The organism is Nonlabens sp. YIK11 (assembly GCF_001413925.1).
Taxonomy (GTDB): Bacteria; Bacteroidota; Bacteroidia; order Flavobacteriales; family Flavobacteriaceae; genus Nonlabens.
This window is the reverse complement of sequence record NZ_LBMJ01000001.1, coordinates 1,950,379-1,976,250: the sequence shown is the minus strand read 5'-3', so window position 1 is coordinate 1,976,250 and position 25,872 is coordinate 1,950,379. Positions and strand designations below refer to the sequence as shown.

At 35.6% G+C, this 25,872-nt stretch carries 21 protein-coding genes and 1 pseudogene; 20 read left to right on the top strand and 2 right to left on the bottom strand.

The window, feature by feature from the left end; genetic code table 11:
• Positions 1-17: 17 nt before the first annotated feature.
• The 19 genes and pseudogenes from AAU57_RS08845 to AAU57_RS08755 all read left to right on the top strand — a co-directional run bounded on the left by AAU57_RS08845 (position 18) and on the right by AAU57_RS08755 (position 20,189).
• On the top strand, positions 18-941 hold the full coding sequence (locus AAU57_RS08845) for a hypothetical protein (protein WP_055412566.1): 924 nt from the start codon (positions 18-20) through the stop codon (positions 939-941).
• 58 nt (positions 942-999) lie between these two features.
• A complete protein-coding gene (locus AAU57_RS08840) occupies positions 1,000-1,578 on the top strand; it encodes a hypothetical protein (RefSeq protein ID WP_055412565.1) in 579 nt (192 codons plus the stop codon).
• A gap of 87 nt (positions 1,579-1,665) precedes the next feature.
• A complete protein-coding gene (locus tag AAU57_RS08835; RefSeq protein WP_055412564.1) occupies positions 1,666-1,992 on the top strand; it encodes a hypothetical protein in 327 nt (108 codons plus the stop codon).
• Positions 1,979-3,121: a phage portal protein gene (locus tag AAU57_RS08830; protein WP_055412563.1), complete on the top strand. Its 1,143-nt coding sequence runs from the start codon at positions 1,979-1,981 to the stop codon at positions 3,119-3,121. Before AAU57_RS08835 ends, AAU57_RS08830 begins: the two co-directional genes overlap by 14 nt.
• Positions 3,111-3,626 (top strand): hypothetical protein, encoded by a 516-nt coding sequence (locus AAU57_RS08825; RefSeq protein WP_055412562.1) that lies wholly within the window; start codon positions 3,111-3,113, stop codon positions 3,624-3,626. The genes AAU57_RS08830 and AAU57_RS08825 overlap by 11 nt, the downstream gene beginning before the upstream one ends.
• 27 nt (positions 3,627-3,653) lie before the next feature.
• Entirely contained in the window at positions 3,654-4,409 is a 756-nt protein-coding gene (locus AAU57_RS08820) for a hypothetical protein (protein WP_156340078.1), read from the top strand.
• 34 nt (positions 4,410-4,443) lie between these two features.
• Positions 4,444-8,487: a pyocin knob domain-containing protein gene (locus AAU57_RS08815; RefSeq protein WP_055412560.1), complete on the top strand. Its 4,044-nt coding sequence runs from the start codon at positions 4,444-4,446 to the stop codon at positions 8,485-8,487.
• A 29-nt stretch (positions 8,488-8,516) separates the two neighbouring features.
• Positions 8,517-8,996 (top strand): lysozyme, encoded by a 480-nt coding sequence (locus AAU57_RS08810; RefSeq protein WP_055412559.1) that lies wholly within the window; start codon positions 8,517-8,519, stop codon positions 8,994-8,996.
• Positions 8,996-9,526, top strand: a complete 531-nt coding sequence (locus AAU57_RS08805) for a hypothetical protein (RefSeq protein WP_055412558.1) — start codon at positions 8,996-8,998, stop codon at positions 9,524-9,526. The genes AAU57_RS08810 and AAU57_RS08805 overlap by 1 nt, the downstream gene beginning before the upstream one ends.
• Before the next feature lie 3 nt (positions 9,527-9,529).
• Positions 9,530-10,705, top strand: coding sequence for a PBSX family phage terminase large subunit (locus tag AAU57_RS08800; RefSeq protein WP_082438596.1), 1,176 nt, complete (start codon positions 9,530-9,532; stop codon positions 10,703-10,705).
• A complete protein-coding gene (locus tag AAU57_RS15205) occupies positions 10,705-11,241 on the top strand; it encodes a hypothetical protein (RefSeq protein WP_055412556.1) in 537 nt (178 codons plus the stop codon). Before AAU57_RS08800 ends, AAU57_RS15205 begins: the two co-directional genes overlap by 1 nt.
• A 5-nt stretch (positions 11,242-11,246) precedes the next feature.
• Positions 11,247-11,654: a hypothetical protein gene (locus AAU57_RS08790; RefSeq protein ID WP_055412555.1), complete on the top strand. Its 408-nt coding sequence runs from the start codon at positions 11,247-11,249 to the stop codon at positions 11,652-11,654.
• Positions 11,647-12,123, top strand: coding sequence for a hypothetical protein (locus AAU57_RS08785; RefSeq protein WP_055412554.1), 477 nt, complete (start codon positions 11,647-11,649; stop codon positions 12,121-12,123). The genes AAU57_RS08790 and AAU57_RS08785 overlap by 8 nt, the downstream gene beginning before the upstream one ends.
• A 4-nt stretch (positions 12,124-12,127) precedes the next feature.
• The gene (locus AAU57_RS08780) at positions 12,128-13,225 is read left to right on the top strand and encodes a hypothetical protein (RefSeq protein WP_055412553.1); all 1,098 of its coding nucleotides are present in this window, start codon (positions 12,128-12,130) and stop codon (positions 13,223-13,225) included.
• Complete coding sequence (locus AAU57_RS08775) at positions 13,226-15,115, top strand: hypothetical protein (protein WP_055412552.1); 1,890 nt, start codon at positions 13,226-13,228, stop codon at positions 15,113-15,115.
• A 42-nt stretch (positions 15,116-15,157) separates the two neighbouring features.
• Positions 15,158-17,788, top strand: a complete 2,631-nt coding sequence (locus AAU57_RS08770) for a hypothetical protein (RefSeq protein ID WP_055412551.1) — start codon at positions 15,158-15,160, stop codon at positions 17,786-17,788.
• 99 nt (positions 17,789-17,887) lie between these two features.
• Entirely contained in the window at positions 17,888-18,865 is a 978-nt protein-coding gene (locus AAU57_RS08765) for a hypothetical protein (protein ID WP_055412550.1), read from the top strand.
• Positions 18,866-19,101: 236 nt separating this feature from the next.
• Positions 19,102-19,812: pseudogene (locus AAU57_RS08760) on the top strand (YifB family Mg chelatase-like AAA ATPase); the annotation flags it as partial.
• 11 nt (positions 19,813-19,823) lie between these two features.
• Positions 19,824-20,189, top strand: coding sequence for an Hpt domain-containing protein (locus AAU57_RS08755; protein ID WP_055412549.1), 366 nt, complete (start codon positions 19,824-19,826; stop codon positions 20,187-20,189).
• A 33-nt stretch (positions 20,190-20,222) separates the two neighbouring features.
• On the opposite strand, the gene AAU57_RS08750 is transcribed toward AAU57_RS08755, so the two are convergent.
• Both AAU57_RS08750 and AAU57_RS08745 read right to left on the bottom strand, forming a co-directional pair.
• A complete protein-coding gene (locus AAU57_RS08750; protein ID WP_055412548.1) occupies positions 20,223-20,651 on the bottom strand; it encodes a DUF4268 domain-containing protein in 429 nt (142 codons plus the stop codon).
• Between the two features lie 128 nt (positions 20,652-20,779).
• Positions 20,780-23,248 (bottom strand): prolyl oligopeptidase family serine peptidase, encoded by a 2,469-nt coding sequence (locus tag AAU57_RS08745; RefSeq protein ID WP_055412547.1) that lies wholly within the window; start codon positions 23,246-23,248, stop codon positions 20,780-20,782.
• A gap of 195 nt (positions 23,249-23,443) precedes the next feature.
• Here AAU57_RS08745 and AAU57_RS08740 point away from each other — a divergent pair, with 195 nt between their 5' ends.
• On the top strand, positions 23,444-25,861 hold the full coding sequence (locus AAU57_RS08740; RefSeq protein WP_197275402.1) for a T9SS type A sorting domain-containing protein: 2,418 nt from the start codon (positions 23,444-23,446) through the stop codon (positions 25,859-25,861).
• Positions 25,862-25,872: the final 11 nt, after the last annotated feature.

Genomic DNA, 25,872 nt, shown 5'->3' with positions numbered 1-25,872 from the left:
TAAAAAACACAAAAGAAATGGCTTTAGATATTTCAACAATTACTGGTTATGTGAATGAGAATTCAGCAGAACTTAAAGCAAAAATGAGTGCTGGTGAAACCAGTGCAAGAAACCTAACGGTTCAAACTGGTGTAAAAGCACCTACAGCAATAAACCTTATTTCAACTGATGCAAACTTCCAAGATGGTTCTGTTGCTGGTTGGACACCTAATGGTACTACTACCCTATCCAATAGAATATTGACACCGGGTGATATCAAGGTACAGGAAGCAATTAATCCAAAAGACATCAACAAAATCTGGATGTCTCAATTAGTTAGTGCTGGTTCTTATGAGGATTCAATCCCATTTGAGCAATACTATGTTCAAACCAAATTGGATGCAATCAATAAGAATTCTGAAAAGGCTATCTGGTTAGGTGATACTGCTAGTGGTGATGCAAACCTTAACAAGTTTGATGGTTTCTTAAAAATTATTGATGATTCTGGTGAAGCAGTAGATGGTAATACATCAGCAGCTACAGAAATCACAAAGGATAATGTGGTTCAATTAGTAGATGATATGTATGCTGCACTTCCATCAGATGTTCTAGAAGCAACTGATTTAAGATTAGCTGTTGGTTATGACGTAGCTAGATTATTTGTAGCCAAACACAAGGATTTGGATATGAGAAACTACGATAAGATAGCTGGAACATTTGAATTTGAAGTACCAGGTTCTAATGTAAGAATGTTTGCTACTTCTGGTTTAAATGGAACTAGCAGAATGATTTTAGGTAGTGCTTCCAATATGGTTATAGGTGTTGACTTAGAAAACGATGAAGAAGCATTCTCTATAAGATATTCAGAAGAAGAATTTGTAGTGAAGTACCACGCAAACTTCAAGAAAGCAACACAAGTAGCTTATCCATCTGAAATAGTTGAATTCACACTTTCAGCATAATAAAATAAAAATAAATGGATGTTGCATCAGTGGCACCCAATATTAAAACACATATAAAATGAATTGTAACAATAAAATTACCGCAGACATTCTGCAAGATTGTGCTGATTTACCTAAAAAGGGATTAGCTGGTAGTAAGGCTGTTATTGTGAATTATTATGATATAGACCAAACTGCAACTACTGTTAGTGGTAGTACAGTTACCAATTTAGAATTGGTTTCTGGTGCATCTGGTTTACAATTGGAATGGTTCAAAGATTTAGCTTCAACTAATTCAACTTTCGCAGCAAATACAGAAGACATAGATGGTTTCACGCATTCCTTCCTATCAAGAATAAGCAACACATCAGCAGAATCTGCTGAAAGAGCAAATGAACTTAAAAACTCTAGGGTTGTAATGGTTGTTGAAACCAAATACAAAGGTGCAGACAATGCAGATGCATATAAAATCTATGGATTTGAAAATGGGTTGGTACTATCAGAAATGACAACCAATTCCAATGAGAATTCTTCTTCTATCCTATTCACTTTAGCGAGTGGTGAAGGTGAAGTTGAACAATACCCATACCTAGTATTAAATGAAGGTGATTACGCTACTAACAAAGCTTCCTATGATAGCTTGTTTGCAGCAGTGTAAAAACTAACCAAAGAATAATTAAGAAGAATGTGGATGGAAGGGGTAACACTTAACCATCCTTTCTTCATTTTCAAAACTCAAATAAATATGAAATCAAAATTTCAATTAAATAAACCACAGGTAATCTACAAGATTGAAAAAGGTGGAAGCAGAACCATCAGCAATCAAAATATGACAGATGAACTAGCTGTTGAATTCTTAAATATCAATCCGGACAGAATCAGATTATTCTCTAAATATCCAGAGAATTATTCTGAAATGTTAGACCAAAAAGAAGGTGAAAATGATGATAACAATAGTAGTGGATTGGAACAATTTAAATTGTCAGAATTAAGGGAACTATACCCACAAATAAAAGCAACTTCCAAAGTTGACTTCATAGCCAAAGTTGAATCAAAAAATGAAGATATATAATGATGTAAAACAAAATATTTTAAGTGTAAAACTAGATAAGCGAACAGAAGTTTATAATTGGGGGTTAGACAATGCTTTCCCTTCACTGATTGAAACTCTAATCAACCTATCAGTAACTTCTAAAAGTTGTGTTGATAAAGTAGCAAAAGCAATCTATGGTAAATCATTTGGTGATGTAGGTAAGACCATCGTTAATTCTGATGGACAAACACTAAATGAAGTTCTAAGAATAGCATCTAGAGAATACGCAAAGCACAACAATCTTTACATCCACATTTCTTACAATCTTCTTTTTGAAGTAACGGCTATCAAAGTATTACCAACCACTAATGTTAGAGTTGGAAAAGCTGATGATTTGGGTTATTCTGGTAAGTTTCTAGTGTATGATAACTGGAATAAGCAAGATGGTAAAATAGAAGCAAAAGCTTTTAAGGTTTACAATAAGTATAACCCAATCAAAAGTGTTATTGAAGCGCAAATAGAAGCTTCTGGTGGTATTAAATCTTATAAAGGTCAAATACTACACATTCAAAAAGACAGTAACTCTATCTATAGCCTAAGTGATTTGAACCCAGTTATGGGTGAAGCATTATTGGAATATAATTCCCAAGTATTTAGAAGTAATGGAGCAGAAAAAGGGTTCCAAAACACAAAGCTTTTAGTCACCAAAGCGTTTGATGGTGATGATGAAAGAAACCAGTTTAGAAATCACTTGAAATCACTTCAAGGTGCTGAAAATTCTGGTAATGTATTACTTCTTGAATCTTCATCAGTAACGGATGACCTAAACACCCAAATCAAACTTGAAGACCTAACATCTAAGTATGATGATAAGCTATTTCAATACAGTGATGAACAAGCTGAAAAGAATATCTGTAAAGCATTTGGGGTGCCTGTAGTACTTGTTGATTCATCCAATGATGGATTGTTTGGTAACAGTGGTGAAATGCTTAAAGAAGCTAAGAAACAGCTATGGGAATCAAGAGAAGAAGATAGAGATATGATAGAAGAAGTATTCCAAAAATTACTATCAAAGTTTCATTCACCATTGGAAGGTGAATTGAAGGTGATTAACCCTCACGCAGAACAAATAACAGAACCAAATACAGCTACCATAGATGAACAATAATTTGATAACAGCAGATGAGTTTGCAAGCTATAGGGATATAGCGAAAAAGCCAGATAAAAAGAAAATTGATGAATGCATCACCCAAGCACAAACTGTTGATTTATACGATGTTTTGAATGAATTCTATTTTGATTTAATTGAAAATAAGGATGAAGAATCCTACCAAGATTTATTGAACGGTTCAACTTTTATAAGTAATGGTAGAAACTATTACCATAGTGGTATAAAATCACTTCTAGCTGATTTGACCTATGGTAGATATATGTACAGTGTAAATGTAAATATGACACCATTTGGTGCTACCCAGAAATTAAGTCAAGATTCATCACCAGTGGATAGAAACCTACTTAAAGATATGGCTAAACAGACACAAATAGATGCTGCCATAAAATTTCAGATGATAGACAAGTATTTGAAAGAAAATAAAATTTTATTCCCTAGATATTCTAGTGGTGATAATCCAAACATCAACACACATTCCCAAAGGTTCAGTGTGATTAAATAAAGAGTAAAACAAACAATATTAACCTTAATGGCATCCAATGATTATAACAATTCAATAGTAGCATTCTTTGCTAAAGTCACCAGATTACAAGATTTCATAGCAATGTTGGTAGGTGCATTTCTTGTGTTTCTTGTCTTCTTCACACCTATCATAGTTGATTGGGATGAACGAGTAGCAAAAAGACAAGCTGAAACCCATTTAAAACAACTGAAGATTGAAGAATCAGCAAGGCAAATGATGGATAGTTTGAGACTAGAAAAAGCTGCCCTAGCCAATGAAAAGTTTCTATATAAAAATGCTCAAATAAATAATTTGATAACTGGTTTGGGTATGCAAATAAATGGAGCATCATCCATAAATATCATAGAAGTACACAATGGTGGAAATGTGATGTTGACTAGTTCTGAATCCTTGGTAACAGTACTTTATTCCAATGATTTTATAAGGAACGTAAATATTAAACAACACTATGCAAACTACCCATTAGAACGTGGAATTAGTAGATATTTTCTGATGATGCTAGAAGCTGATGGTAAACCAGTATTTATTGAAGATGTTAGAAACTACCCCAATATTTATGAGACTGCTTCAATTCAATCTTTGGACTTAATCAATGTAAAATCAATGATAGGATGTTACATAAAAGCTGGAACCAAGGGAACATATTTTATAAGTATCACCTATCCATATTACCAAGCAAAGAATGAAAAAGATGCACTTTACGCAATGGTGCTGTTATCCAATGCCAGAAAAGATTTATTAAGGCTATTGGATGTAAAATAAGGGTAGTTACCCAAAAGAGAAACAATTAAAATAGATGAGTATAAGAATAGAAAATGTAGATAGTAACTACTTCACACTTAATTTGACCAAGTACCCTAAAATCTACCAAGCAATAAAACTTGGTAGAAATAACATTGGTATTTATAACATATACGATACAAAACAACAATTATTAGAAAGCACTAGATATGATGAATTAATTCTAAACGGTAACACCTTTTCTAGTGCTGATAGTTTGATTGATAGTTTGATACCAACATTATACAATGGTATTGACAATATTGATGTTTCTGGTTCTACTGGTGAACCAGCAAGAGTTGAAGTAATTAATAATCTTTCTTCATCTTCAACCACTAAACCACTTTCAGCATTACAAGGAAGGCTATTAGATGAAAAGAAATTAGAAATTGATGGAATAGCAGTTGATTCTGGAAGATTGGGTGGTTTCTTACCAAGTGACTATGCATCAGCTTCACAAGGGACTAAAGCAGATTCTGCTGTTCAACCACAAGATTTGGGTACTGCTGCAATTACTGATTCAACAGAATATGCAACAGCAGCACAAGGTGCCTTAGCTGATTCATCTATACAACCGGATGATTTAGGTACTGCTGCACTTACCGATTCAACAGATTATGCAACAGCATCACAAGGTGCTAAAGCAGATACAGCATTACAAGTATCAGATGTCATTGATAGCCTTACTTCCACCCTATCTAATAAGGTTTTGTCAGCAGCAAAAGGGAAGGAATTAAATGATAAAATAATTACTATAAATGCTCTTCTAACATCAGATGATTCAACCTTAGATGAAATACAAGAACTAGTTGATTTTATAAAACAAAACAAAGAAGATTTAGATGCTTTAGGTATTGAAAACATTGCTGGTTTGGTAGATGCTTTAGCAGTTAAACTTGATATAGATGGAAAAGCAGTTGATTCAGATAAACTTGGTGGTAAACTACCTTCTGAATTTGCAACAGCAACACAAGGTGCTAAAGCTGATTCAGCAGTACAACCAGAAAACCTAGGTAGTGCAGCTTTCACTGATTCTACAAACTATGCTACAGCTGCACAAGGTGTAAAAGCTGATTCAGCAGTACAACCTGAAGATTTAGGTGATGCAGCATCAACAAGTTCATCTGATTATGCCACGGCAACACAAGGTGCCTTAGCTGATTCAGCAATACAACCTGAAGACCTTGGTAGTGCAGCATTCACGAATTCATCAATATATGCTACAGCAGCGCAAGGAACGAGAGCAGATTCTGCTGTGCAACCTAATCAAATATCACAGTTTGAAGATGGTTCACAGCTTAATTCAAGAGATACTGAAAACCGAAAAAGAAGCAATCATAGTGGAACACAAACAGCAAACACTATAAGTGATTTTAGCACCGCTGTTGCTTCCAATTCTGCAGTGGCAGCAAATACTGCTAAAATAAGTAATGCCAACCATACAGGTGATGTAACCGGTGCTACAGCCCTTACGATAGGTAATGGGAAGGTAACAAATACAAAAATTGCAATAGGTACAATTACTAATGATAGGTTAACGACAATGTTGGGAAACCATATTAAAGGAAGACTTAATACTAATGGTACAGCACAAGATTTATCTGCATCACAGGTAAGAGATATTATTGGTTTAAATACCACAAATTATGCAACGGCAGCCCAAGGTGCTTTGGCTGATAATTCCGTACAACGATTACTAGAAGTTAATACTTCTCAAACCATAAATGGGTCTATAAATATTAATACTAATGGGTCTATACCATTAACATTAACTAGAGTCGGAGTTACTAATGTATTACAAAGTTTTAAGGCTGATAATGGAACTAGATATTTAGGTTTTAATGTTTTAGATGGGGTTTTTGGAGTAGGTAATTCTGTTGCTTCTCCAAGTGTTATGCCATTTAGAGTAGATACTAATACTGGAAAAATAACAGCTAATGGTAGTACATCAGATGATTGGGACTTAGCTAAAACCGCAGTACAAAGAACTGGAAAATCTATTCAAAGCATAGATGGTAATATTATACAACAAGGTAATCAACCGTATTATAAATTAACTCACGCAGCAACTGGTGGTGATTTTAGAAATATTGTAGCTGGCAATACTTCTTTTATTCAAGCTGGTTTAGATAATACAGATGATGTAGGTAATATTTTATTTACTGGTAGAAATGGTAATACTCTTAATTCTTTAAGAGTAAGATACCAAAATATAGATAGAGATATATATCATACAGGAAACTTTCCTACTTCTGATTTTGCAACAGCAGCGCAAGGTGTCAAAGCTGATAATTCAATCCAATATGGTGATAAGAATACTAACTCACTTAGTGGAGCTATAACACCAGATTTTGCAGCAAACAAAGCTAATCTACTGGATAATGTTGATTTAAATACAGCTACTAGAGCTGGTTGGTATTTTGTCAATGGTGGTGCAAATAGACCTAATCCGGCTTCAACATTATATTACTTACAAGTTTCAACCTATGCTAACCTTAACTGTGTACAAGTAGCTTACCCTTATGGTCATAGTAGTGTAGGAAGAGATATTTGGTATAGAACATTATTTCAAGGTTCTTGGCTTACTTGGAAAAAAGTAAGTACTTCTGATGAAGTTGCAACAACAGCGCAAGGAACGAAAGCTGACAACTCTGTTCAAAAAACAGGACAAACTACTCAATCGATAGAAGGAAATTTAAGTGTTGGTGGAAACGTTACTGGAAATAAATTAATATCTACCGAACTAGATGTATTTGCAGAAAACCTACCTACTAAAATAGGTAGGTCTGCTAGTCAACATATAGCGATACAAGGAGATTCTACTGGTAACTACTTAACAGGTGTAGGTAATAAAAACACCATTTTTCAAAGAGATGGTTATGCTAGAATGGTTTTTAGAATTGATGGTGTCCAATTCAGCACAAACTCTAATACATCCAGATACGACTTATTTATTAATGAAAGTGATGGTTTTGTAGGAATAAATAATGAAACACCTAATGAAAGATTAGATGTTATAGGTAATGTAAAAGCCACCAACTTTATAGGTAACGGTTCTCAATTAACAGGGGTGGCGACAGCAGCACAAGGTGTTAAAGCTGATAATGCTATACCGAAAGCTGATGTTAGCCAAAACAGATTTGGAACCTCAACAACTAAAGTTGTATCTGAAAATGCCTTAAGATTAACCAATGAATACACAGAGTTTGTTGATGCTAGGGTTGATTATGTTGAAGATGATTTATTAGACGCAACACAAGATATAGATGCAATATTCAATCAAAATAGTACACAACAAACTAGTATCAATTCTAATACTAATAGAATAACTACACTAGAAAATAATCAAGTAACCGATAGCGACTTGAATGCTCAAATTGGGCGTATCAATAATATTGAAGTAACAATGGCTAGAAGGCTTAGATGGTTTAATAACCATACCACTTCTTTGACCTATACTACTGATGCTTCTGATAGATTTAAAACAGTAATAATTGGTGATGCTGGTACACCTAATGTAAATAAAGTAATTATAACTAATGCTTGTTTACAGTCTACAGAAGATAGGGTTGAATTTGAAATTATTGGTGATAATCAAGTAACGTTTGAAAGTGAGAGCGGTGTTTCATTAAAACATAATAGCAAACTCACTAATAAGTCAGATGGTGTAAATGCTAGGATAGTTGTAGAAAAAGGATTTGAAAAAACAGAAATTTTACCAGATGGTACATCTTGGTATTTTAGAAATTACTTCAAGTTATCCGGTGATTTAGAACCAATACCTACAACGGGAACTGGTGGAACACCTACAACCTATTCCAGAATATTAGCTAGAAATGTCAATCAACAAAACGCTTGTGACTTTGTATCAAGTAGTACCTACTACTTAGACCAAAATAGTTTCAGTTCAGCAACCTTTATTTATTCTGATGCAAATGCTAATACTGCAGCACCAGTAGGATATTATACAGATGGAAACATAAATAGATATTGGGACGGTTCAACTTTAGGAATAGATAATTTTTGTAGTACGAACACAGGTGGTGTTGGATTTGAATAAGAGTAAAAGAAAAAGATTTATGAACGAAAATGAGATTAAATAATGAAGGATTAGAACACATAAAAAAATGGGAAAGTTTTAGAAATCACCCATATATACCAGTTAAAGGTGATAGACCAACCATAGGATATGGGAACACCTTTTACGCTGATGGTACACCAGTTAAAATGACTGATAACCCTATCACATTAGAACAAGGTGAAACCCTTCTAAAACTGATTGTAAAGCAGTTTGAAGGTGTGGTAAACAGATATGTTACAAGTGATATAAACCAGAACCAGTTTAACGCCCTAGTATCATTTACTTATAACGTTGGTTCAGCTAATTTTAGAAGAAGCACATTACTAAAGAAGATAAATAATAATCCAAATGACCCATCTATAGAATACCAATTCAAAAGATGGAATAAAGCATCTGGTAGAGTATTGAAAGGACTTACCAGAAGAAGAAATAGTGAAGCATATTACTATTTCACACCAATAACAGATTGCCCAAATATCCTATCATAATGGAAAAGAAAAACATAGGTCAACCATCAAAACTTCCAACATTTTTAGTGGAAATGAAAGGATTGTTAGAAGACCCTAGAACGGTTATTCTAACAGATAAAGAATTATTGGTAGCAGTTAATCAAAGATTACCAAAGAATCTAAGGGTTTCACTTAGTTGTTTTGAATTCTGGAAGACACCCAATCTTAATAGTAAAAGTCCTGAAAACATAGAACAATTAGATGATGATATGGTAGAGGATTTTAGGCAAACACTAGCGTATGCCAGAGTCCACCAAAAGATGAATCTTACCGGTAATATGTTAGATGAAAAAAATAAAAATCAGTGGGGTGCTAGTTGGTTACTGGAAAGAAAATTCAAGGATTTACAAGTAAACAAAGGTGGTGGTAACATCCAAATAGGTACTGGGAACATCACACTAAAAATTGAAGGTGGTGATTCAAATGTCATAGATATGATAGATGTGGATTATGAAGTGGTTGACGAGCAACCCAAAAGGCTAATAACTAAAAAGGATAACGATATGTAAGAATTGAAGGTAACAAGAGCATTTAATAAAATTGCAGCAATACAAGACAGAATAAGAGTAATACAAGGTGCTGGTGGTTCATCTAAAACCTATAGCATCCTACAGTGCATAATAATTCTTTGTGCTAAGGCAAAAAGACCATTAACCATATCCATAGTATCTGAATCATTTCCACACCTAAGAAGGGGTGCGGCAAAAGATTTGATAGATATTCTTCAAGATAATGGGTTATACGATGAGAAAAACCACAACAAAACCAACAATTATTACAAGCTAAACGGCTGCACCATTGAATGGTTTGGTGTTGAAGATGGTAGTAAGTTAAGAGGTGCAAGAAGGGATATTTTATTTGTCAATGAAGCAAATAATATCAATCGTGAAGCATTTACCCAGCTATCAATAAGAACAAAAGAATTTATTTTTTTAGACTATAACCCTTCACACTTAAGTTGGATTAAAGATTACATAAAAGAAGACAAATCAAACTTTGTTAAGCTTTCCTATCTAGACAATGAATTCCTATCATCAGCAGTAATTGAAGATTATAATGCAGCAATTAAAAAAGCAGAAGCTGGAAGCAGTTACTGGAAAAATTTTGTTGCTGTTTATGTCTATGGTGAAGAAGGTCAAGTGGATGGATGTATCTATGAGTATGAAAAAATTGAAGGTGTACCATCAGATGCTAAATATCTTGGTGCTGGTTTAGATTTTGGATGGAATGACCCTAATGCATTAGCCAAAATATTTCTAAGAGGTGAAAGAGATTTAATTATTGATGAATCGCTTTACAAAGCTGGTTTACTCAATAATCAGATAGTTCAACACATTAAAAAAGATGTCGAATTAGCACATCACATAATTGTTTGTGATTCTGCTAGACCTGAAATAATCAATGAACTAAGAGGTAATGGAATTCCAGCTAAAGCAGTTAAAAAAGGTTCTGGTTCAATCCTAGATGGTATATCAATTCTTCAAGGGTATAACCTATTTGTCACTAAGAGAAGTGAAAATTTAATCAATGAGTTCAACAGTTATACTTGGGAAAAGGATAACGATGGCGAAAAGTTAAATACCCCTATTGATAAGCATAATCACGGATTGGATGCTATCAGATATTTTGCAATGGATAGACTATCCAGCACTTCCAATAATTACAACACTTTAAGATGGGTTAGCTGATGGAAGAAATAAAGAACTATAAACTGGTCGACTTCCTGAAACAAGATAGAACACTGATTGATGATTATGTATCTATCCTATCTCATTCATTACCTGTTCCAACTAAGAAGGAATTATGGTTTATGAAGCTAAAACACGTTGAATTCATAAAACAGAACATTAATTCTACCGATGATGATTCAATAATCCAGATACTAAAGTTAACAGAAGGGATTAAAAAGAAGGAAGTGCTGAATATGACTATCACAAAATTCTTTGGTAAAATCAATTCAGTAAAGCAACAATTGGAAACAATCAGTAAAGCAGAACAGCAATTGGAAAGTGACCACATCAACCCTAAATGGGAAGCGGTAGATGGTTCTAAAAGAATGGCAAAGTTTGGAATACTTAACATTCTGGATAACCTAGCAAACGGTGATATACTGAAATGGGAAAAGGTAAAGAACCTTCAATTTTCAGATGTATTTACAAAACTTCTAATGGATAAGACTAAAAACGATATCCAGATAGAAATGAATAATGTAAAGATTAATTGAAATGAATGTACGAACTATTAAAACAGATATGTAATGATAACAATTGGGTGTTCCAGTATGCTAGAAAAGATTATGCAAATCTATTTGATGAAGTAGAACAAATAGGTGTACCACATCTATTTGTTGACCCAATAAGAAAACAAAAAGTATATGGTGATATGGGTGAATTGGAAGAAACAAAATACAGTGGTTCATTTATGCTACTTCTATCATCAGATATTGACGATGAAGACTATGACACCAAGTACCAAAATAACATCAAACCAATCGCTACATCAGCAGTTGAAACAATAGAGAATTCAATAAGATGTACCGGTGATTATTCTATTAGTGTATGGGATGAAATAGAAGTAATTAATGTATTTGATTACTCATTTGATGGATTACTAATCACTTACCAAATCAATGATTAATAGTGATGAAATAATCAAACAAGAAATTGAAGTCCTACTGGATGAAATTAAAGCGGTTTATAATGCATCTGGTAAAAGAGCATCTGGACAATTTGAACAAGGTTTACAAGCTACCTACACACCAAATAAAGCGGTGATTATGGGTTATCCATACCTAGCTGGTCGTGGTGCTACCAAAAATGGTCATACAGATGGTGAACCTTATCTAGTTGAATCCATTAGAGATTGGATTGTTAGTAAAGGAATAACACCAATAGAAGCAACGATGAGTGTTACCAGCCTTGCTTGGGCTATAGCTACCAAAATACATAAGGAAGGTACCAGCAAACAATACCACCTAAAAATCTATGAAGAAGTGATAACACCACAAAGAATAGATGATATAATAAAGAAGGTTTCAGTTTTTAATGTAACCCAATTCACAAATGAATTAACTGCATCACTGAACCTATTAGTACAAGATATTTAAACAAATGGCAATTCAAATAATAAAACAACCATCTACAGATTTAATCAATCCAGCTTACAATGATTCTTACATCAGCTTCAATAGTACCATAGCAAATGATTTTAAAGCTGAAATAATTATCGATGGTACACAATTATTTACAATCTATCCAGACCTACAAGGTAATTACCTACTCAACCTAAAACCGCTTGTGAAAGGTAAATATGAGGGGTTTGAGGACTTAAATACAGATAATGATGATACTAATGGAAGAAATATAGATGGTGTTTTAAAATCACTTAGAGTAAATATTACGGTATTCAATAATGTCTCAGTTGATACCATTGAGTTATCGTATGATTTTTCCAGAAGTGTAAAACAAGTAGGTGAAGATATCTACGATAACAACCTACAAGTTCTATCTGCATCTGTTAACGGAATTGATTACAACCTAACTTATTTTGAGGGTTACCCATTTACAGTTGATATTCTAAAGGTAGAAGATGATGCTACACTACAAGTAAGAAATATCAATACATCAACTGTTTCAGCACCAATATTTTCCATCAAAGATTCTTCTTTTAGATTCTACATTGATGATAGCATCAGTAATTGGACGAATAATAATTATTTAGGTCTACCAGATACCTTAAACAAACTGGAAATATTGGAAGATGGACAGTCAAAAACCAATTTGAACCTTTTAAAGATTGAACCAAAATGTGGTGTTTACTTGAAGTGGTTCAATAATCAAGGTGGGTTCAACTATTGGTTATTTGATGAATTCTATAAATCATCTATAGATACTTCTACCCTATCCACCATTGGTAGAAACACTTTCAATAATGTAGGTGAAGGAATTATAGCACCAACTAGGTTAATTGGTAAACAAGGTTCTAAGCAGCTAAACCTAAAGACCAGGGTGGATTCAAAGGAACAAAGAGTTATAGAATCTCTTTACACTTCACCTCTAGTACAGATGTATTCAGCTACGGAACCATTTCAAAGTGGACAATGGATAGATGTTACAACCAAATCAAAATTGGAAACCAACAACAAACCAATGAAAAATAAAATAAGCGTAACCATTGAGTTACCAGAAAGCATATTACCAACCCTATAAATGAATACAGTAACAGTAAATGGAAAGCAATTAGACTTATATGAAGGTGAAGAAATAAACCTAACCTATCAGATAAACAATATCAGTGATATAAGTACTAGAAACAGTACTTATAGTAACACTATATCATTTCCTAAAACCAGTAGGAATATTACAATATTTGAAAACTTAGGTATTAATGGTAATACCTCAAATGTGCCTTATAGGAAGTTACCTTGTTCCTATAATTCTGATACCATACCCATCATATCATCCGGATATATGCAAGTGAGGGAAACTAACAAAGATTCATTTGATGCTGCAATCTTTGATGGTATAATCAATCTCTCAGAGAAAATTAAAGGTAAAAAGCTTAGTGATTTAGATTTTGGTGAATACAATCATTTTTTAACCGAAACCCTTTGGTTAGATAGTCATTCGAACACTAATGGTTACACCTACCCATTTGCAGATTATGGTGGTAAATTCAGTGGTGACCTATGGCAAATTGAATATCAACTACCAGCACTATTTCTATCCACACTTTGGGATATGATTTTCACCCAAAATGGATATACCTATGAAGGTGACTTATTTGAATCAGAAGATTTTAAAAGAAAAATTATCACACCCAATAAGGGATTGGATGTGGTCAATATACCACCATCAAATGATTCATTAATCTCTAGCTATACTTCATCAGATGAAGGTGGTTTCTATCAAGGTCAAAACAGGGTTACTCATTATTTCCCAATGCCTTTAAGTTTAACCAACGGCAGTACAACGAGCTTTAGAATATCTAATGGCAATATCATTTCAAACTACACCGGTAGAATTAAGGTAGAATTGACACCAGATTTACTTGAATACTATGGTGGATGTTCAACCGAAATACTAAGAAATGGTAATGTAGTTCTAAATAATAGAAGCTTGAATACCACACAAACAGCATTTATAGATGTAGCTGTTGGTGATGTTCTTAGAGTTCAAACCAAAGCAGAATCACAATACTATGATTATGACCCAGATTTCAATGATGAATATGATGAAGGTTACGTATACGACTTTAGTAACATCGCTACCCTATCGCTTTATGAAGTCAGTGGTGGTCGTTTAATAGACTTTTCCAAGCTGTATGTGGATGTTGACCAATCAGCATTTATTAAATCTATAATGCAGCATTATGGGCTAATCGTATCAGCTACCAATGGAAATAATTTAAAATTTCTTACTATGGAAGACCTATTGAAAAATAGGGCTAATGCAGAAGACTGGACTGATAAGGTGATATCTATTGAGAGTGAAAATTATTCATTGAATGATTATGCCAGAAACAATAGAATGAGGTTCAAATATGAAGAAAACAATGAAGAATTGTTAGTACCACAAAGACAAGATGGAAACCTATTTATAGACAATGAACATCTAGCAGAAGAAAAGGATTTATTCACTTCAATTTTTAGGGTAAGGAACTTTAGTATTTATAATTCCCAAGGTGCATTGAAACAAATACCATTATGGAAAACAAAAGAAACCAATGGTACCATTCAATATGAACCAATCAAAAGTGATTTATCCCTACTAAGACACGAAAAGCCTAATAAGATTTTCAACTATAAACTTTATGATAATGGTGCTGTTAGTAGTTATGCCGGTTTAATATCATCTGTAAGTGATGATGATTGTGATTTTGATTACTTCATCAATAACTACTATTCAGAACTAACTAAGCTTTTGAATAAAAACAAAAAGGTTACCATCAATGCCTTTTTAACTGATATAGACTTAATGAACCTATCATTCATCAGGCTTAAGTATTTAAAACAGACCGGTAAATATTATTATTTGAATACAGTAAAAAGTAATAGCAAAGGAACAAGCAAAATAGAAATGTTTGAACTGAATGATTAATAAGATGCAGTAGCATCACAAAAGGAAACACTATGCAATAGAATGCCAGAAGTAATTAAAATAGCTGAACTAGCGATTGATAACAAGAAGCTGATAAGCGAACTAACCAAAACCAAAAAAGCGATTGATGAACTATCTCAAACGCAAAAAGAATTAAAAAGAAGTGGTGATACATCCAGTGAAACTTTCATTGAAAATGAAGCTGCATTAAAATCACTTAAGTCAGAATACAACAAACAACAAAAGGTACTTCAAGCCACTACCCAAGCAAGTGAGAAACTAACAAAGGAACTTAACAAAGAAGTACGTTCTGTTGATATGGCAGTTGCTAACAACAAAGAACTAAGAACTGTTAGAAATCAACTTAATACTGAAACTAAAGAAGGTGCTGATGCACTTAAAGAAATCAACGATAAGATTAATGAGAATACAGAATACATTAATGAAAATGGTTCTGACTTGGAACAACTTAAAAACAACGTTGGTAACTATAAGGAAGGTATCACCGATGCATTCCAAGAAATAAACATCTTCAACGGTGGATTAGCTGGATTTTCAGAACGTGCTAAAGCTGCTGGTGGAACCACACCCCTATTGATTAATGGTTTAAAAGGAATGGCTAGTGGTTTTCTAGGACTAGCTAAAGCTTCATTAACATTTATTGCAACACCAGTTGGTGCTGTACTAGCTGTATTAGTTGGTGCATTCCTTTTGGTGAAGAATGCTATGAATCGTTCAGAAGAATCTACTAATAAGATTACCAAGGTGTTTTCTGTATTTACAGGATTCGCTAAGAAGCTTTTACAATCCTTAGAACCACTTGGTGAATTTATTATAGATGGTATTGTAAAAGGTTTTGAACTAGCTGAAAAAGCTATTTACGAAACATTAGAAACTGTTTCTAATGGTCTAGCTGCGTTAGGGTTAGATAAAGCAGCAGAAGACCTTAGAGCCTTTAATAAAGCTGTTCAAGAAAACGCTGTACAATCCAAAGCTTTAGCTGATGCAGAAGCCAAACTAACCAAAGGAAAACGTGAACTAGAAAAGATTCAAAAGCAAGCAGAACTAGATGCTGAAAAGCAAAGACAAATTAGGGATGATGAAACTAAATCAACTAGGGAAAGAATAAAAGCTAATGAAGATTTAGGTAAGATTCTAAAGAACCAAGCAAAAGAAGAAACTGCTATCAATCAATTAGCAATTGATATCGCAAAGCAAAAGGTTAAACAAAATGGTGCTAATGCAGAATCACTAGATGAACTAGCAGAAGCTGAATTAAAACTATTGGACACCCAAGAAAGAATTAATTCACAAGAATCAGAACAACTTGTAAACAGGGTTGCAATCCAAAAAGAAGCAGCAGATAAAGCTAAAGAATATGCAGATAAAGCGATAGCCAGACAACAAGCGCAACTAGATTTATTAATAGCAGAACAAGGTATAAGAGCAAAGACCCTAGAAGAGCAGTTGGAAGATGAAAAGGTAATTGCTGAAAAGTCAATTGAAATACTAAAAGCTGAACTTAAGAATAAGAATATTCTGCAAGAAGAATATGAAACTGGTGTTCTGGAAATCAAACAAGAACTAGCTAGAAGACAAGCTGAAATAGCTGTTGATAATGCTGAATATGAACTAGAACAATACAAGCTAGCTAACCAATCCAAAATAGATTCTGATAAATATTTCAGTGATGAAGCATTAAGAATTGAAGAAGAAAGATTAAATGCTATTGCTGAAAAGCAAAGAGAGTTTGAACAACTTAGATTAGAAGAAGGTGTATCTAGTCAGACAGAATACAATAGGGCAATCAATGCAATCAATGAAGAAAATAGGATTGCTCTTGAAGAAGCTGAATTAGCTAGAAATGCTGCTATAAAAGAAAAGGAACTAGAAGACCTAGAGAATAAAAAAGAAATTGATGCAGAACGTAGAGAAGGTGAAATACAATTAGCCTATGATAGATTAGAACAAGATAGATTACAAGAAGTTGAAGCAGCACAAAGAACTGGTGCATCTATTGAACTTATCAATGAAAAGTATGCAGCTAGAAAGATAGCAATTGATGAAGCTGTTAAGGATGCTAGAATTGCTGCAAGTGAACAAACACTAGGTGCTATAGCACAACTGTTAGGTAAACAAACAAGAGCCGGTAAAGCTGCTGGTATTGCACAAGCAACCATAAACAGTTACCTAGGTTTTACAGAAGTACTTGGTGCTAAATCTGTATTGCCAGAACCATTTGGTAGTATTCAAAAAATTGCAAGTGCTGGTGCTATCGTTACATCTGGATTACAAACAGTTAAAAAGATTGCTTCAACTGATACCAAATTTGCTAGGGGTGGTTTGTTATCCGGTAGAAGTCATTCACAGGGTGGAATTAAAACACCATACGGTGAACTAGAAGGTGGTGAAGCAGTTATTAATAAACGTAGCACATCGATGTTTGCGCCTATTCTATCAGCTTTAAATGAAGCTGGTGGTGGTGTTAAGTTTGCCAACGGTGGTATCTTGGGTAATGTATCTATTAAACCATCAGCACTTATTGATTATGATGTATTAGCAAGCAAGATTGCAGATAGTAATAGAAGTTTACCATCACCAAGAGTATCAGTGGATGAAATATCTAGGGTATCAAACAACGTAAGTGTAATTGAAGCATCAGCTTCATTTTAAATACCCATTCGGTGATGATAAGAAATACCCCTTATGGGGTATTTTTTTATACTCAAAAAATAAATTACATTTAATGAACCAATTATAAATCAACCAATTATGAAATCAATTACAATTTTTCAACCTAGTAAAACATTCCTTTTAATAGTTCTAATAGGAGTTGTTAGCATTTCCTGTAAAGAAACAAAGAAAGAAGAAGCTTCTGAATCAATGAGTGAAGCTATGTATGAAGAAGATGAAGATGAAATGGGGTCGATAGTTGATATAGCGGAAGAAAATGAGGATTGGTCAACCTTGGTGTCGGCTACAAAAGCTTCTGATTTTGAAGAGATTTTTGCAACTGCTAATAAAGCAGCTATCGAGCAAATGGAGCAAGAATCATTGAAGATTTATAATTCGTCGGTAGCAGTGAATTCTTATGACTATGAAGTAGACTTTTCTGGATTGCCACATATGAATATGCTAAAGGATAGAACCTACGTTAAAAACGCAGGTATCGATGTTTATAGAGATAAGTTAGAATTACTTTTAGGTAGAATAGTTTACAAAAGCCCTAATGGTATGAAAGTAGGTGGTATTCAATTTAGTAAAGATGATTATAAACCGAAAGTAGAAACACCAAAGAACGGTGAACTAGAATCACATATTTACAAAGATGAAAGAAATACATCTTTTGGATTATTTATAGGTGTAAATCTCAATGAAAAGGAAATAGCTAACTATACTGTTACAGATATTCTCAAAGCAGTCCTAGACAGTAAATATATTGATGATAAGAAATTAGTAAACGGTATTACAGCAATGAGAACATTAGCCCAAGCAAATGATGAAAAGATGTATCTCATATCCGGGATTACGGTTACTGAAATAACATCAAAGAAATTCAAAGAAAAGGGTAATAAAATCACAGTAAACAATTTACCTTCACCAGCATCTGCATTCTCATTTGAAAACAAATTGTACACATCTAACACCAGTTTTAAACGTACTTACCAAGTAGGATTAAGTGTTACAGATTTAGATGTTTATGTTGCAGAACGAAATCTTGAAGCCGAACTAACGCCTGATACAGAATAAATGTAAACTTTGAAATACTGGTTAAAACGTCAATGGAGCTATTACTTAGAATGGCTTAGACCATCTGAAAAAGATTATAGATACACGAACAACTATAATAATCCCAGAACTGATATTTTTAATACAGTATTTGGTAAGCTTCTAATTTCATTGTTTGTGATTGTCGTAGTGATGGCGATACTTTATAAGTATTTAATCCCTCTAATACTTTGATTACGACAACCACCACATTAGATACTTTAACAGATGTCGCCTTAGTAGGCGGTGGAGCTTATCCACAACCTGGAGAGATCTCTTTATCGCACAACGGTGTACTTTTTCTCGACGAACTACCAGAATTTAAAAGAGCCGTTTTGGAAGTCATGAGACAACCTCTTGAGGATCGCGAGGTGACTATTTCGAGAGCAAAATTTACGATTACCTATCCATCCAGTTTTATGTTGGTGGCGAGTATGAACCCAAGTCCCAGTGGTTATTTTAACGATCCCAGCGCACGGGTGCAAAGTAGCCCAGCCGAGATGCAACGCTATCTGAGCAAGGTTTCTGGGCCATTGTTGGATAGAATTGACATCCATATTGAGGTCACTCCAGTGCCCTTTGAAAAGCTTACCGAAGATCGCCCAGCAGAAAAATCTACCGTGATTAGAGAGCGTGTTACGGCGGCGAGAAATGTTCAAACGGCTCGCTTTCGCGAAAGCGATAAAACCCATTACAATGCACAAATGGGAACAAAAGAGATAAGAAAATACTGTGCACTCGATGATGCTAGCAAAGATTTATTGAAAAATGCGATGGAACGCTTAAATTTGAGCGCTCGCGCGTACGATCGCATCTTGAAGGTGGCCAGAACCATTGCAGATCTGGATAAAAGTGAGCGAGTGACCGGCACGCACATTGCCGAAGCCATACAGTACCGCAGCCTAGATCGTGATGGTTGGTTGGCATAAAATAGTTGAATATGAGCAAGAACGATATACTTGAATTAGAACAGTTGCGGGAATCCTTTGGTGATGATCCTGAAACTTTTGTTGCGGTACTGGAAATGTTCATGCAAGAAGTTCCCATGGATTATGACGACCTCATAAGCAAAATGGGTCAGGAAGATTATTATGCCTCTGGTTTGCTTGCCCACAAAGTCAAAAGCAGCTACCGCATGCTGGGCATGGAAAAGGAAACGTTGTTGCTACAAGAAATTGAGGATAGGGCAAAACGTAAGGAGAACACTCACGAGATTCCAGTGCTCTTTAAACAATTTCAAGATGGTTATGAAGAAGGTTTAAAACTGATCATGCGCACCATTAAGCATCTTAAAAAGAAGATATAATTATTTCTTCTTTAGACGTAAGGTCGATTCTTCTCAATCTTCTATAAAGTCTTTGTATTCCCAGAAAAAGGCTTCCAATTTATCCATATTCTCATAAAAGAATTCATACACTTCTGGCCAGTGGGTTTTTCTGGTAATCTTGACACCTTCCATAAAAACAAAAATCCTAGAGATCACTTTACCCGATTCTAAAAGGTAATCCCGCTCAAAAATCAGGTCGTCACCTACTTCATCCCGCATAACCGATTTAAAGCTCTCAAACTTCTCAAAATAGTAGTGCCTAAAAATCTCATCGTCGTGCTCTATATCGATGGAAACCATGGCACGATGGTCTTCCATAGAAAACTTTAGGACAACATCCTTAATCTTGGTATTGTACAACGTCCACTTGCGCTGGAATCTCTTACCGAAAAACGTCCAAAAATCCTGACGTACCTGTTTTGCTTCTTCCTTTGAAAACATAGGCGGTAAAAATACAACCTTGCCATGAAGGAGTTCGCTTTCGCGAAAGCGAGATCATAAAAAATGCGGCTCTCATGAAAGAACCGCATTCTAAAATTGTAATTACTCAAATAATAATTAGAGCCTGATTATCCCTTCATCTTGGCATCTGTTTTCATTTCGTTAGAAGTTGTTGTTTTGTTCTTGACGTATTTTTCAAGCCACTGGTCTTGCTCCCACAACACGTGAAGAATGGACTCTTTTGCCGCATAGCCGTGGCTTTCCTTTGGTAGCATCACTAACCTTGCCGTGGCTCCTAATCCCTTCAAAGCGTTGAAATAACGTTCACTTTGCAATGGGTAGGTACCACTATTGTTGTCTGCCTGCCCGTGTACCAATAGAATAGGCTCGTCCACTTTTTCTGCATTCATGAATGGTGACATCGTGTTATAAATGTCTGGTGCTTCCCAGTAATTGCGTTCCTCACTCTGGAAACCAAAAGGTGTCAAGGTTCGATTATAGGCTCCTGATCTCGCGATACCAGCGGCAAATAAATCAGAGTGCGCAAGTAGGTTTGCGGTCATGAAGGCGCCATAACTGTGGCCGCCAACTCCTACTCTATTTCTATCGATATAACCCATGTCATCCACGGCATCTATGGCAGCTTTTCCGTTTGCCACTAATTGCTTGATAAAGGTATCGTTAGGCTCTTGATCACCTTCACCTATGATAGGGAAAGCAGCATCGTCCAGCACGGCATAACCCTTCATGACCCAGTACACAAAACTACCGTAGCTAGGGTATATAAACTCGTTAGGGTTTTGGGTGTTTTGACCAGCACTGGCTGCATCCTTATATTCACGAGGATAAGCCCATACCAGCATAGGAAGCTTCTCCTTTTTCTTCATGTCATAATTAGGTGGTAGATAAAGAGTCGCACTCAAGTCCACACCATCATCACGTTTGTAAGTAATCAGCTCTTTATGAACATTTTGCAATCCAGAAAATGGATTCTCAAAAAAGCTGATTTGATCCAGTTTATTTTTCTTTTCAATGTTGCGTATGTAGTAATTAGGATATTCTGTAGGACCTTCAATTCTTACCAGAATTTTTCCTTTATCCATATCCAACGCCTCCACCAGCGTTTCCTTTTTATCTGTATAAGCAGATTCATATAAACGTTTAGTAGTTGCCGCGTTCAGGTTCATTTGATCCACAAATGGGAATTGGCCTTTATCACTGTAGCCATCACCCATTAAATAAACATTGCTACCGTTTAGTTTTAGGACACTGTTGCCGTATTCATTTTTAGTGGTAACAAAATTACCAGGGTCTGAATACACATCTTGATAACTGCGGTCAAAAATCACCTTAGGTTCAACCGTGTTGTCTGATGGATCAAAAACATAGGTTCTCGTATTTCTTGTATTCCACCAATAATCATAAGCGATCGCTGTATTGTCATCACCAAACAGAATTCCCGAAAAACGGTCTTTAGTCTTAAGCAACTCTGTAGCTGTGCTATCATTAAAAGGAGCTTCCCAACTGTAAACAATATCACGATAAGGAACTTCTCTTTCTGGATCGCCACCATCCAGAACCTCTGCATACATTAAAGTATGAGGTTTATCTGCTCGCCAGCTCATGTTGCGTTTCCCTTCACGTTCTGCCATGAATCCTTGAGGCATCTCTTCTATGAGTGGTACTTCATTCACGACCGTTACCAAATTTCCAGCCGCATCATAAACGGTAGATTTTTGTGGGAACCTGCCGTAAGTCACTATATAGGAAAACGGTTTTTGCAACTGGGAAACCATCACGTGAGAACCATCTGGTGAAAAGCTCACGCCTGTGTACATAGCACCTGGCAAAAAATCTGTCGCGGTGCCGTCAAGGTTAACTTTAACCAATTTGCTAAGTGCAAGCTGCTCAAAATTGTGCTCGTCTGCCGGGTTTTTCAAAAGATCCTGATAGGTTCTATTCTGGGCTTTAGATCCATCACTGGTAGAGATCGTAGGACCTTCTGGAATGGCGACACTGGTATCGATTAGAGGTTGACGATTTTCTGCCAGCATTTTTACCATGAGAGATTTACCGTCCTCAAACCAGTCAATAGGGTTTCCCATATTGGCATTCACGGTATCATCTGTCAATTTACGGGCACTTGCCGTTGCAATATCCAGTACCCAAACCTCAGTACCATTAGACGTAGTATGCGTCATGGCGATCATGGATTCATCTGGCGACCAGTTCACGTTAGAGAGTTTGGGTTTTGCAGGCAATCCCGTTACCGGTTTTACTTCTTTAGAGCCTACTTTTTGAATCGCAACCTTGTCATAAAATGTGGTACGACTACCTATATTGGTTTTAGGGTTGATTCGTAGACCGCCCAATCGCATTTCTTCTTCAGACAAATCTGCAATGGATTTATAGGTATCCCGATACAGCAGTATCAGGTTTTCGGCCTTTTCATCAATGAGTGCAGATGGTGGTCGATCATAGTCCACTAGTTTCATGATCTCTTCAGACGGTTGTTGATAGGATAGTTTTTCTTGTGAGTTCGCTTTCGCGAAAGCGATATAAATCATCGCGATGCAACACAGTTTTATTATTCTCATGAATTCAAAAGTTAGATACCTAAAAATAAGAAATTAAGAACAATTGAATTTACTAGATCTAGCGAAAACGTTATAGTAAAACGAGGCACCTATTTATTTGTTAAAAATTGAGATAAACTCTGTATAAGCAAGGTGTTATGCCTTTGTGGAATCAACAATTTGGATATATTTGATATGAAACAAATTAAAATAATTATGACAAGAAATTACTTTACGATAATCTTTTCGTTTTTTATAGCAACGATTTGTGTACACGCACAACAAGTTACTTACAATGGAAATGGGAATACCGGTTTTGGAGGACCTGTTGGCAACGGTACTCTTCAATTGACAGATGATGGGACAACGGTCACAGGAACTTTTACTAAAGGTGGTGCGGGCTTCAATGATACCATGGTAATTTACATATCTGCAAGTTCGACTGGTAGAACAAATACTGTAGATATTAATGACACCAGCGATGATTATCGACGTGCAGTATCAAATGCAAATTCTTCTGCTATCTTTTTCCCTCCTGGTTTTGAGGTTTCTCATGCAATAGCAATCAATACTAACCAGCCAAAATTGTTTTCTATTCCAAGTAACGGTAACGTCGGCACTGGTGCTGGAAATAATGAACTTAATTTTATAAAAAATGTTGGCTCAGGGTTTAATTCTGGTGATGTTTCTTTTACATTCTCTTTTAATTGGAGTGATTTAGGGCTTGACGGCTCAACTGGTCTTAATTTTGGATTCTTAGCTACCTACGGGAATCCGAATGACGGAGATCCGAATGGAATGTTTTCATCTGACGAAGCGTTAGGTGGCGGAATCTCTGCAGGAAATCCAGGGAAACTCAACGAAATGACTTTTACACAATATTTTGATTACCCACAAGGTAGAACCCTAGGCATTGCGGCCACGGCAAGTGCAGGTTTTTGGAGCAGTCCAGGCGTTTGGACCAATGGAAATCCTCCTGGAGCAGAAGACCAAATCACCATTCAAAATGCCGTTATAACAGATGTACCTATTACCATCGATAATTCTATAACGGTCAATACCGGTTCTACTTTGACAATAGCAGCTAATCAAGTCATGAACCTCAACGGTTCTTTGACTAACAATGGAACGACTCGTTTTGCCAGTAGTGCCAGCGGTACCGCCCAATTATTAAATAGTGCCACGGCTACCGTTAACGGTGACATCACGGTAGAACGATTTATTCCTGCAGCAAATAATAATAGAAGAGCGTTTCGTTTTGTAACCTCTGCAGTGAATACATCAGGATCAATTTTTGCCAACTGGCAAGACAACGGCAATAGCGTACCAGGAGTTGGAACCCATATAACGGGTTCAGAAACTGGTGCTAATGGTTTTGATGCTACTCCTTCTGGTAATCCATCGATGTTCTCATTTGACAATACAGACGTTTCTGCAAATCAGCAGGTGGCATGGCAACCTATTGACAATACAGATGTGAATACTCTTAGCGCTGGAACGCCCTACCGTTTATTCATACGTGGCGACCGTAATTATAACTTAACCGCTACACCAGCACCAGCACCTAACAGTAATGTCGTTCTACGCGCTACAGGAACCCCTGATCTTGATGGAGCTACATTTAGCAATTTGAATGAAGTAGGTGGCAACTTTAGCCTCGTCGGTAACCCTTTCCAAGCAGTTGTAGATTTTAGGAACCTGACCAAATCTAACTTGAATACTAATTTCATTTACGTATGGAACGCTAATAAAGCGACACAAGGTGGTTATGAAACGATTAGTACAGGTACTACAGATCCTACGGAAACTCCGTTTTTATATGTCCAGCCAGGTCAATCGTTTTTTGTGGCAACAGCGGGAGATGGCGCTGCATCCATAGGGTTTGAACTGGATGACAGATCGCCTTCCAACAGCAATTTGGTCACATTCTCAAATGAAGATGTTGCAAGTATGAAGTTAACTTTGTATTCTATGGTGGATGGTAATACTGTGCGCCTGGATGATCTTAAAATTGTTTTTGATGGTGACAACGAGATCAACATTAACGATTCCAATAAGATTTTCAATCCTGAAGAAAACTTGTCGCTTCTTAAAGGATCTTCTTACTTGGCTTATGAAAGTAGAGCCTTACCAGATAACGATGAAGAAATGCAGCTAAATCTGCTTAACTATAAGCGTAACGACTATAGCATGAGTATTAGAGTCGATAATCTGGCTAGCGAGGCGACTGCGATACTAGTCGATCGATTTTTGAATACAGAACAGACGTTGTCTGAAGGTCTCAACAATATTGACTTTCAAATCAACAATCAGGATATGAGTGCTGATGCCGATCGTTTCTACATCAAGTTTACTAAAGATACGGCTAGCCTTATCGACAGTCAAAATCTGGTTTTGAAGGTGTACCCTAACCCAACCAATGGTGACCAACTAAACATCACCACTGCTGGGTTCGATTCCACTGATTTGACATTAACAATCACTAATTTATTAGGTCAAACTATAGCTACTAAAGCGATTGTAAATACAGGTAACACAGCAAAAATCGATGTGTCGACTATCGCAAATGGCATGTATATTTTTGAGATTACAGATGGTAGCACATCCAAATCTAGCAAGGTGATTTTGAATTAGTCCTTAGTTTA

Coding starts and splice junctions, on each gene's coding strand:
- AAU57_RS08785 (WP_055412554.1), top strand. CDS start 11,647: ATGATTAATAGTGATGAAATAATCAAACAAGAAATTGAAGTCCTACTG.
- AAU57_RS08820 (WP_156340078.1), top strand. CDS start 3,654: ATGGCATCCAATGATTATAACAATTCAATAGTAGCATTCTTTGCTAAA.
- AAU57_RS08770 (WP_055412551.1), top strand. CDS start 15,158: ATGCCAGAAGTAATTAAAATAGCTGAACTAGCGATTGATAACAAGAAG.
- AAU57_RS08805 (WP_055412558.1), top strand. CDS start 8,996: ATGGAAAAGAAAAACATAGGTCAACCATCAAAACTTCCAACATTTTTA.
- AAU57_RS08810 (WP_055412559.1), top strand. CDS start 8,517: ATGAGATTAAATAATGAAGGATTAGAACACATAAAAAAATGGGAAAGT.
- AAU57_RS08815 (WP_055412560.1), top strand. CDS start 4,444: ATGAGTATAAGAATAGAAAATGTAGATAGTAACTACTTCACACTTAAT.
- AAU57_RS08740 (WP_197275402.1), top strand. CDS start 23,444: ATGACAAGAAATTACTTTACGATAATCTTTTCGTTTTTTATAGCAACG.
- AAU57_RS08830 (WP_055412563.1), top strand. CDS start 1,979: ATGAAGATATATAATGATGTAAAACAAAATATTTTAAGTGTAAAACTA.
- AAU57_RS15205 (WP_055412556.1), top strand. CDS start 10,705: ATGGAAGAAATAAAGAACTATAAACTGGTCGACTTCCTGAAACAAGAT.
- AAU57_RS08775 (WP_055412552.1), top strand. CDS start 13,226: ATGAATACAGTAACAGTAAATGGAAAGCAATTAGACTTATATGAAGGT.
- AAU57_RS08845 (WP_055412566.1), top strand. CDS start 18: ATGGCTTTAGATATTTCAACAATTACTGGTTATGTGAATGAGAATTCA.
- AAU57_RS08745 (WP_055412547.1), bottom strand. CDS start 23,248: ATGAGAATAATAAAACTGTGTTGCATCGCGATGATTTATATCGCTTTC.
- AAU57_RS08790 (WP_055412555.1), top strand. CDS start 11,247: ATGTACGAACTATTAAAACAGATATGTAATGATAACAATTGGGTGTTC.
- AAU57_RS08755 (WP_055412549.1), top strand. CDS start 19,824: ATGAGCAAGAACGATATACTTGAATTAGAACAGTTGCGGGAATCCTTT.
- AAU57_RS08780 (WP_055412553.1), top strand. CDS start 12,128: ATGGCAATTCAAATAATAAAACAACCATCTACAGATTTAATCAATCCA.
- AAU57_RS08750 (WP_055412548.1), bottom strand. CDS start 20,651: ATGTTTTCAAAGGAAGAAGCAAAACAGGTACGTCAGGATTTTTGGACG.
- AAU57_RS08765 (WP_055412550.1), top strand. CDS start 17,888: ATGAAATCAATTACAATTTTTCAACCTAGTAAAACATTCCTTTTAATA.
- AAU57_RS08840 (WP_055412565.1), top strand. CDS start 1,000: ATGAATTGTAACAATAAAATTACCGCAGACATTCTGCAAGATTGTGCT.
- AAU57_RS08835 (WP_055412564.1), top strand. CDS start 1,666: ATGAAATCAAAATTTCAATTAAATAAACCACAGGTAATCTACAAGATT.
- AAU57_RS08825 (WP_055412562.1), top strand. CDS start 3,111: ATGAACAATAATTTGATAACAGCAGATGAGTTTGCAAGCTATAGGGAT.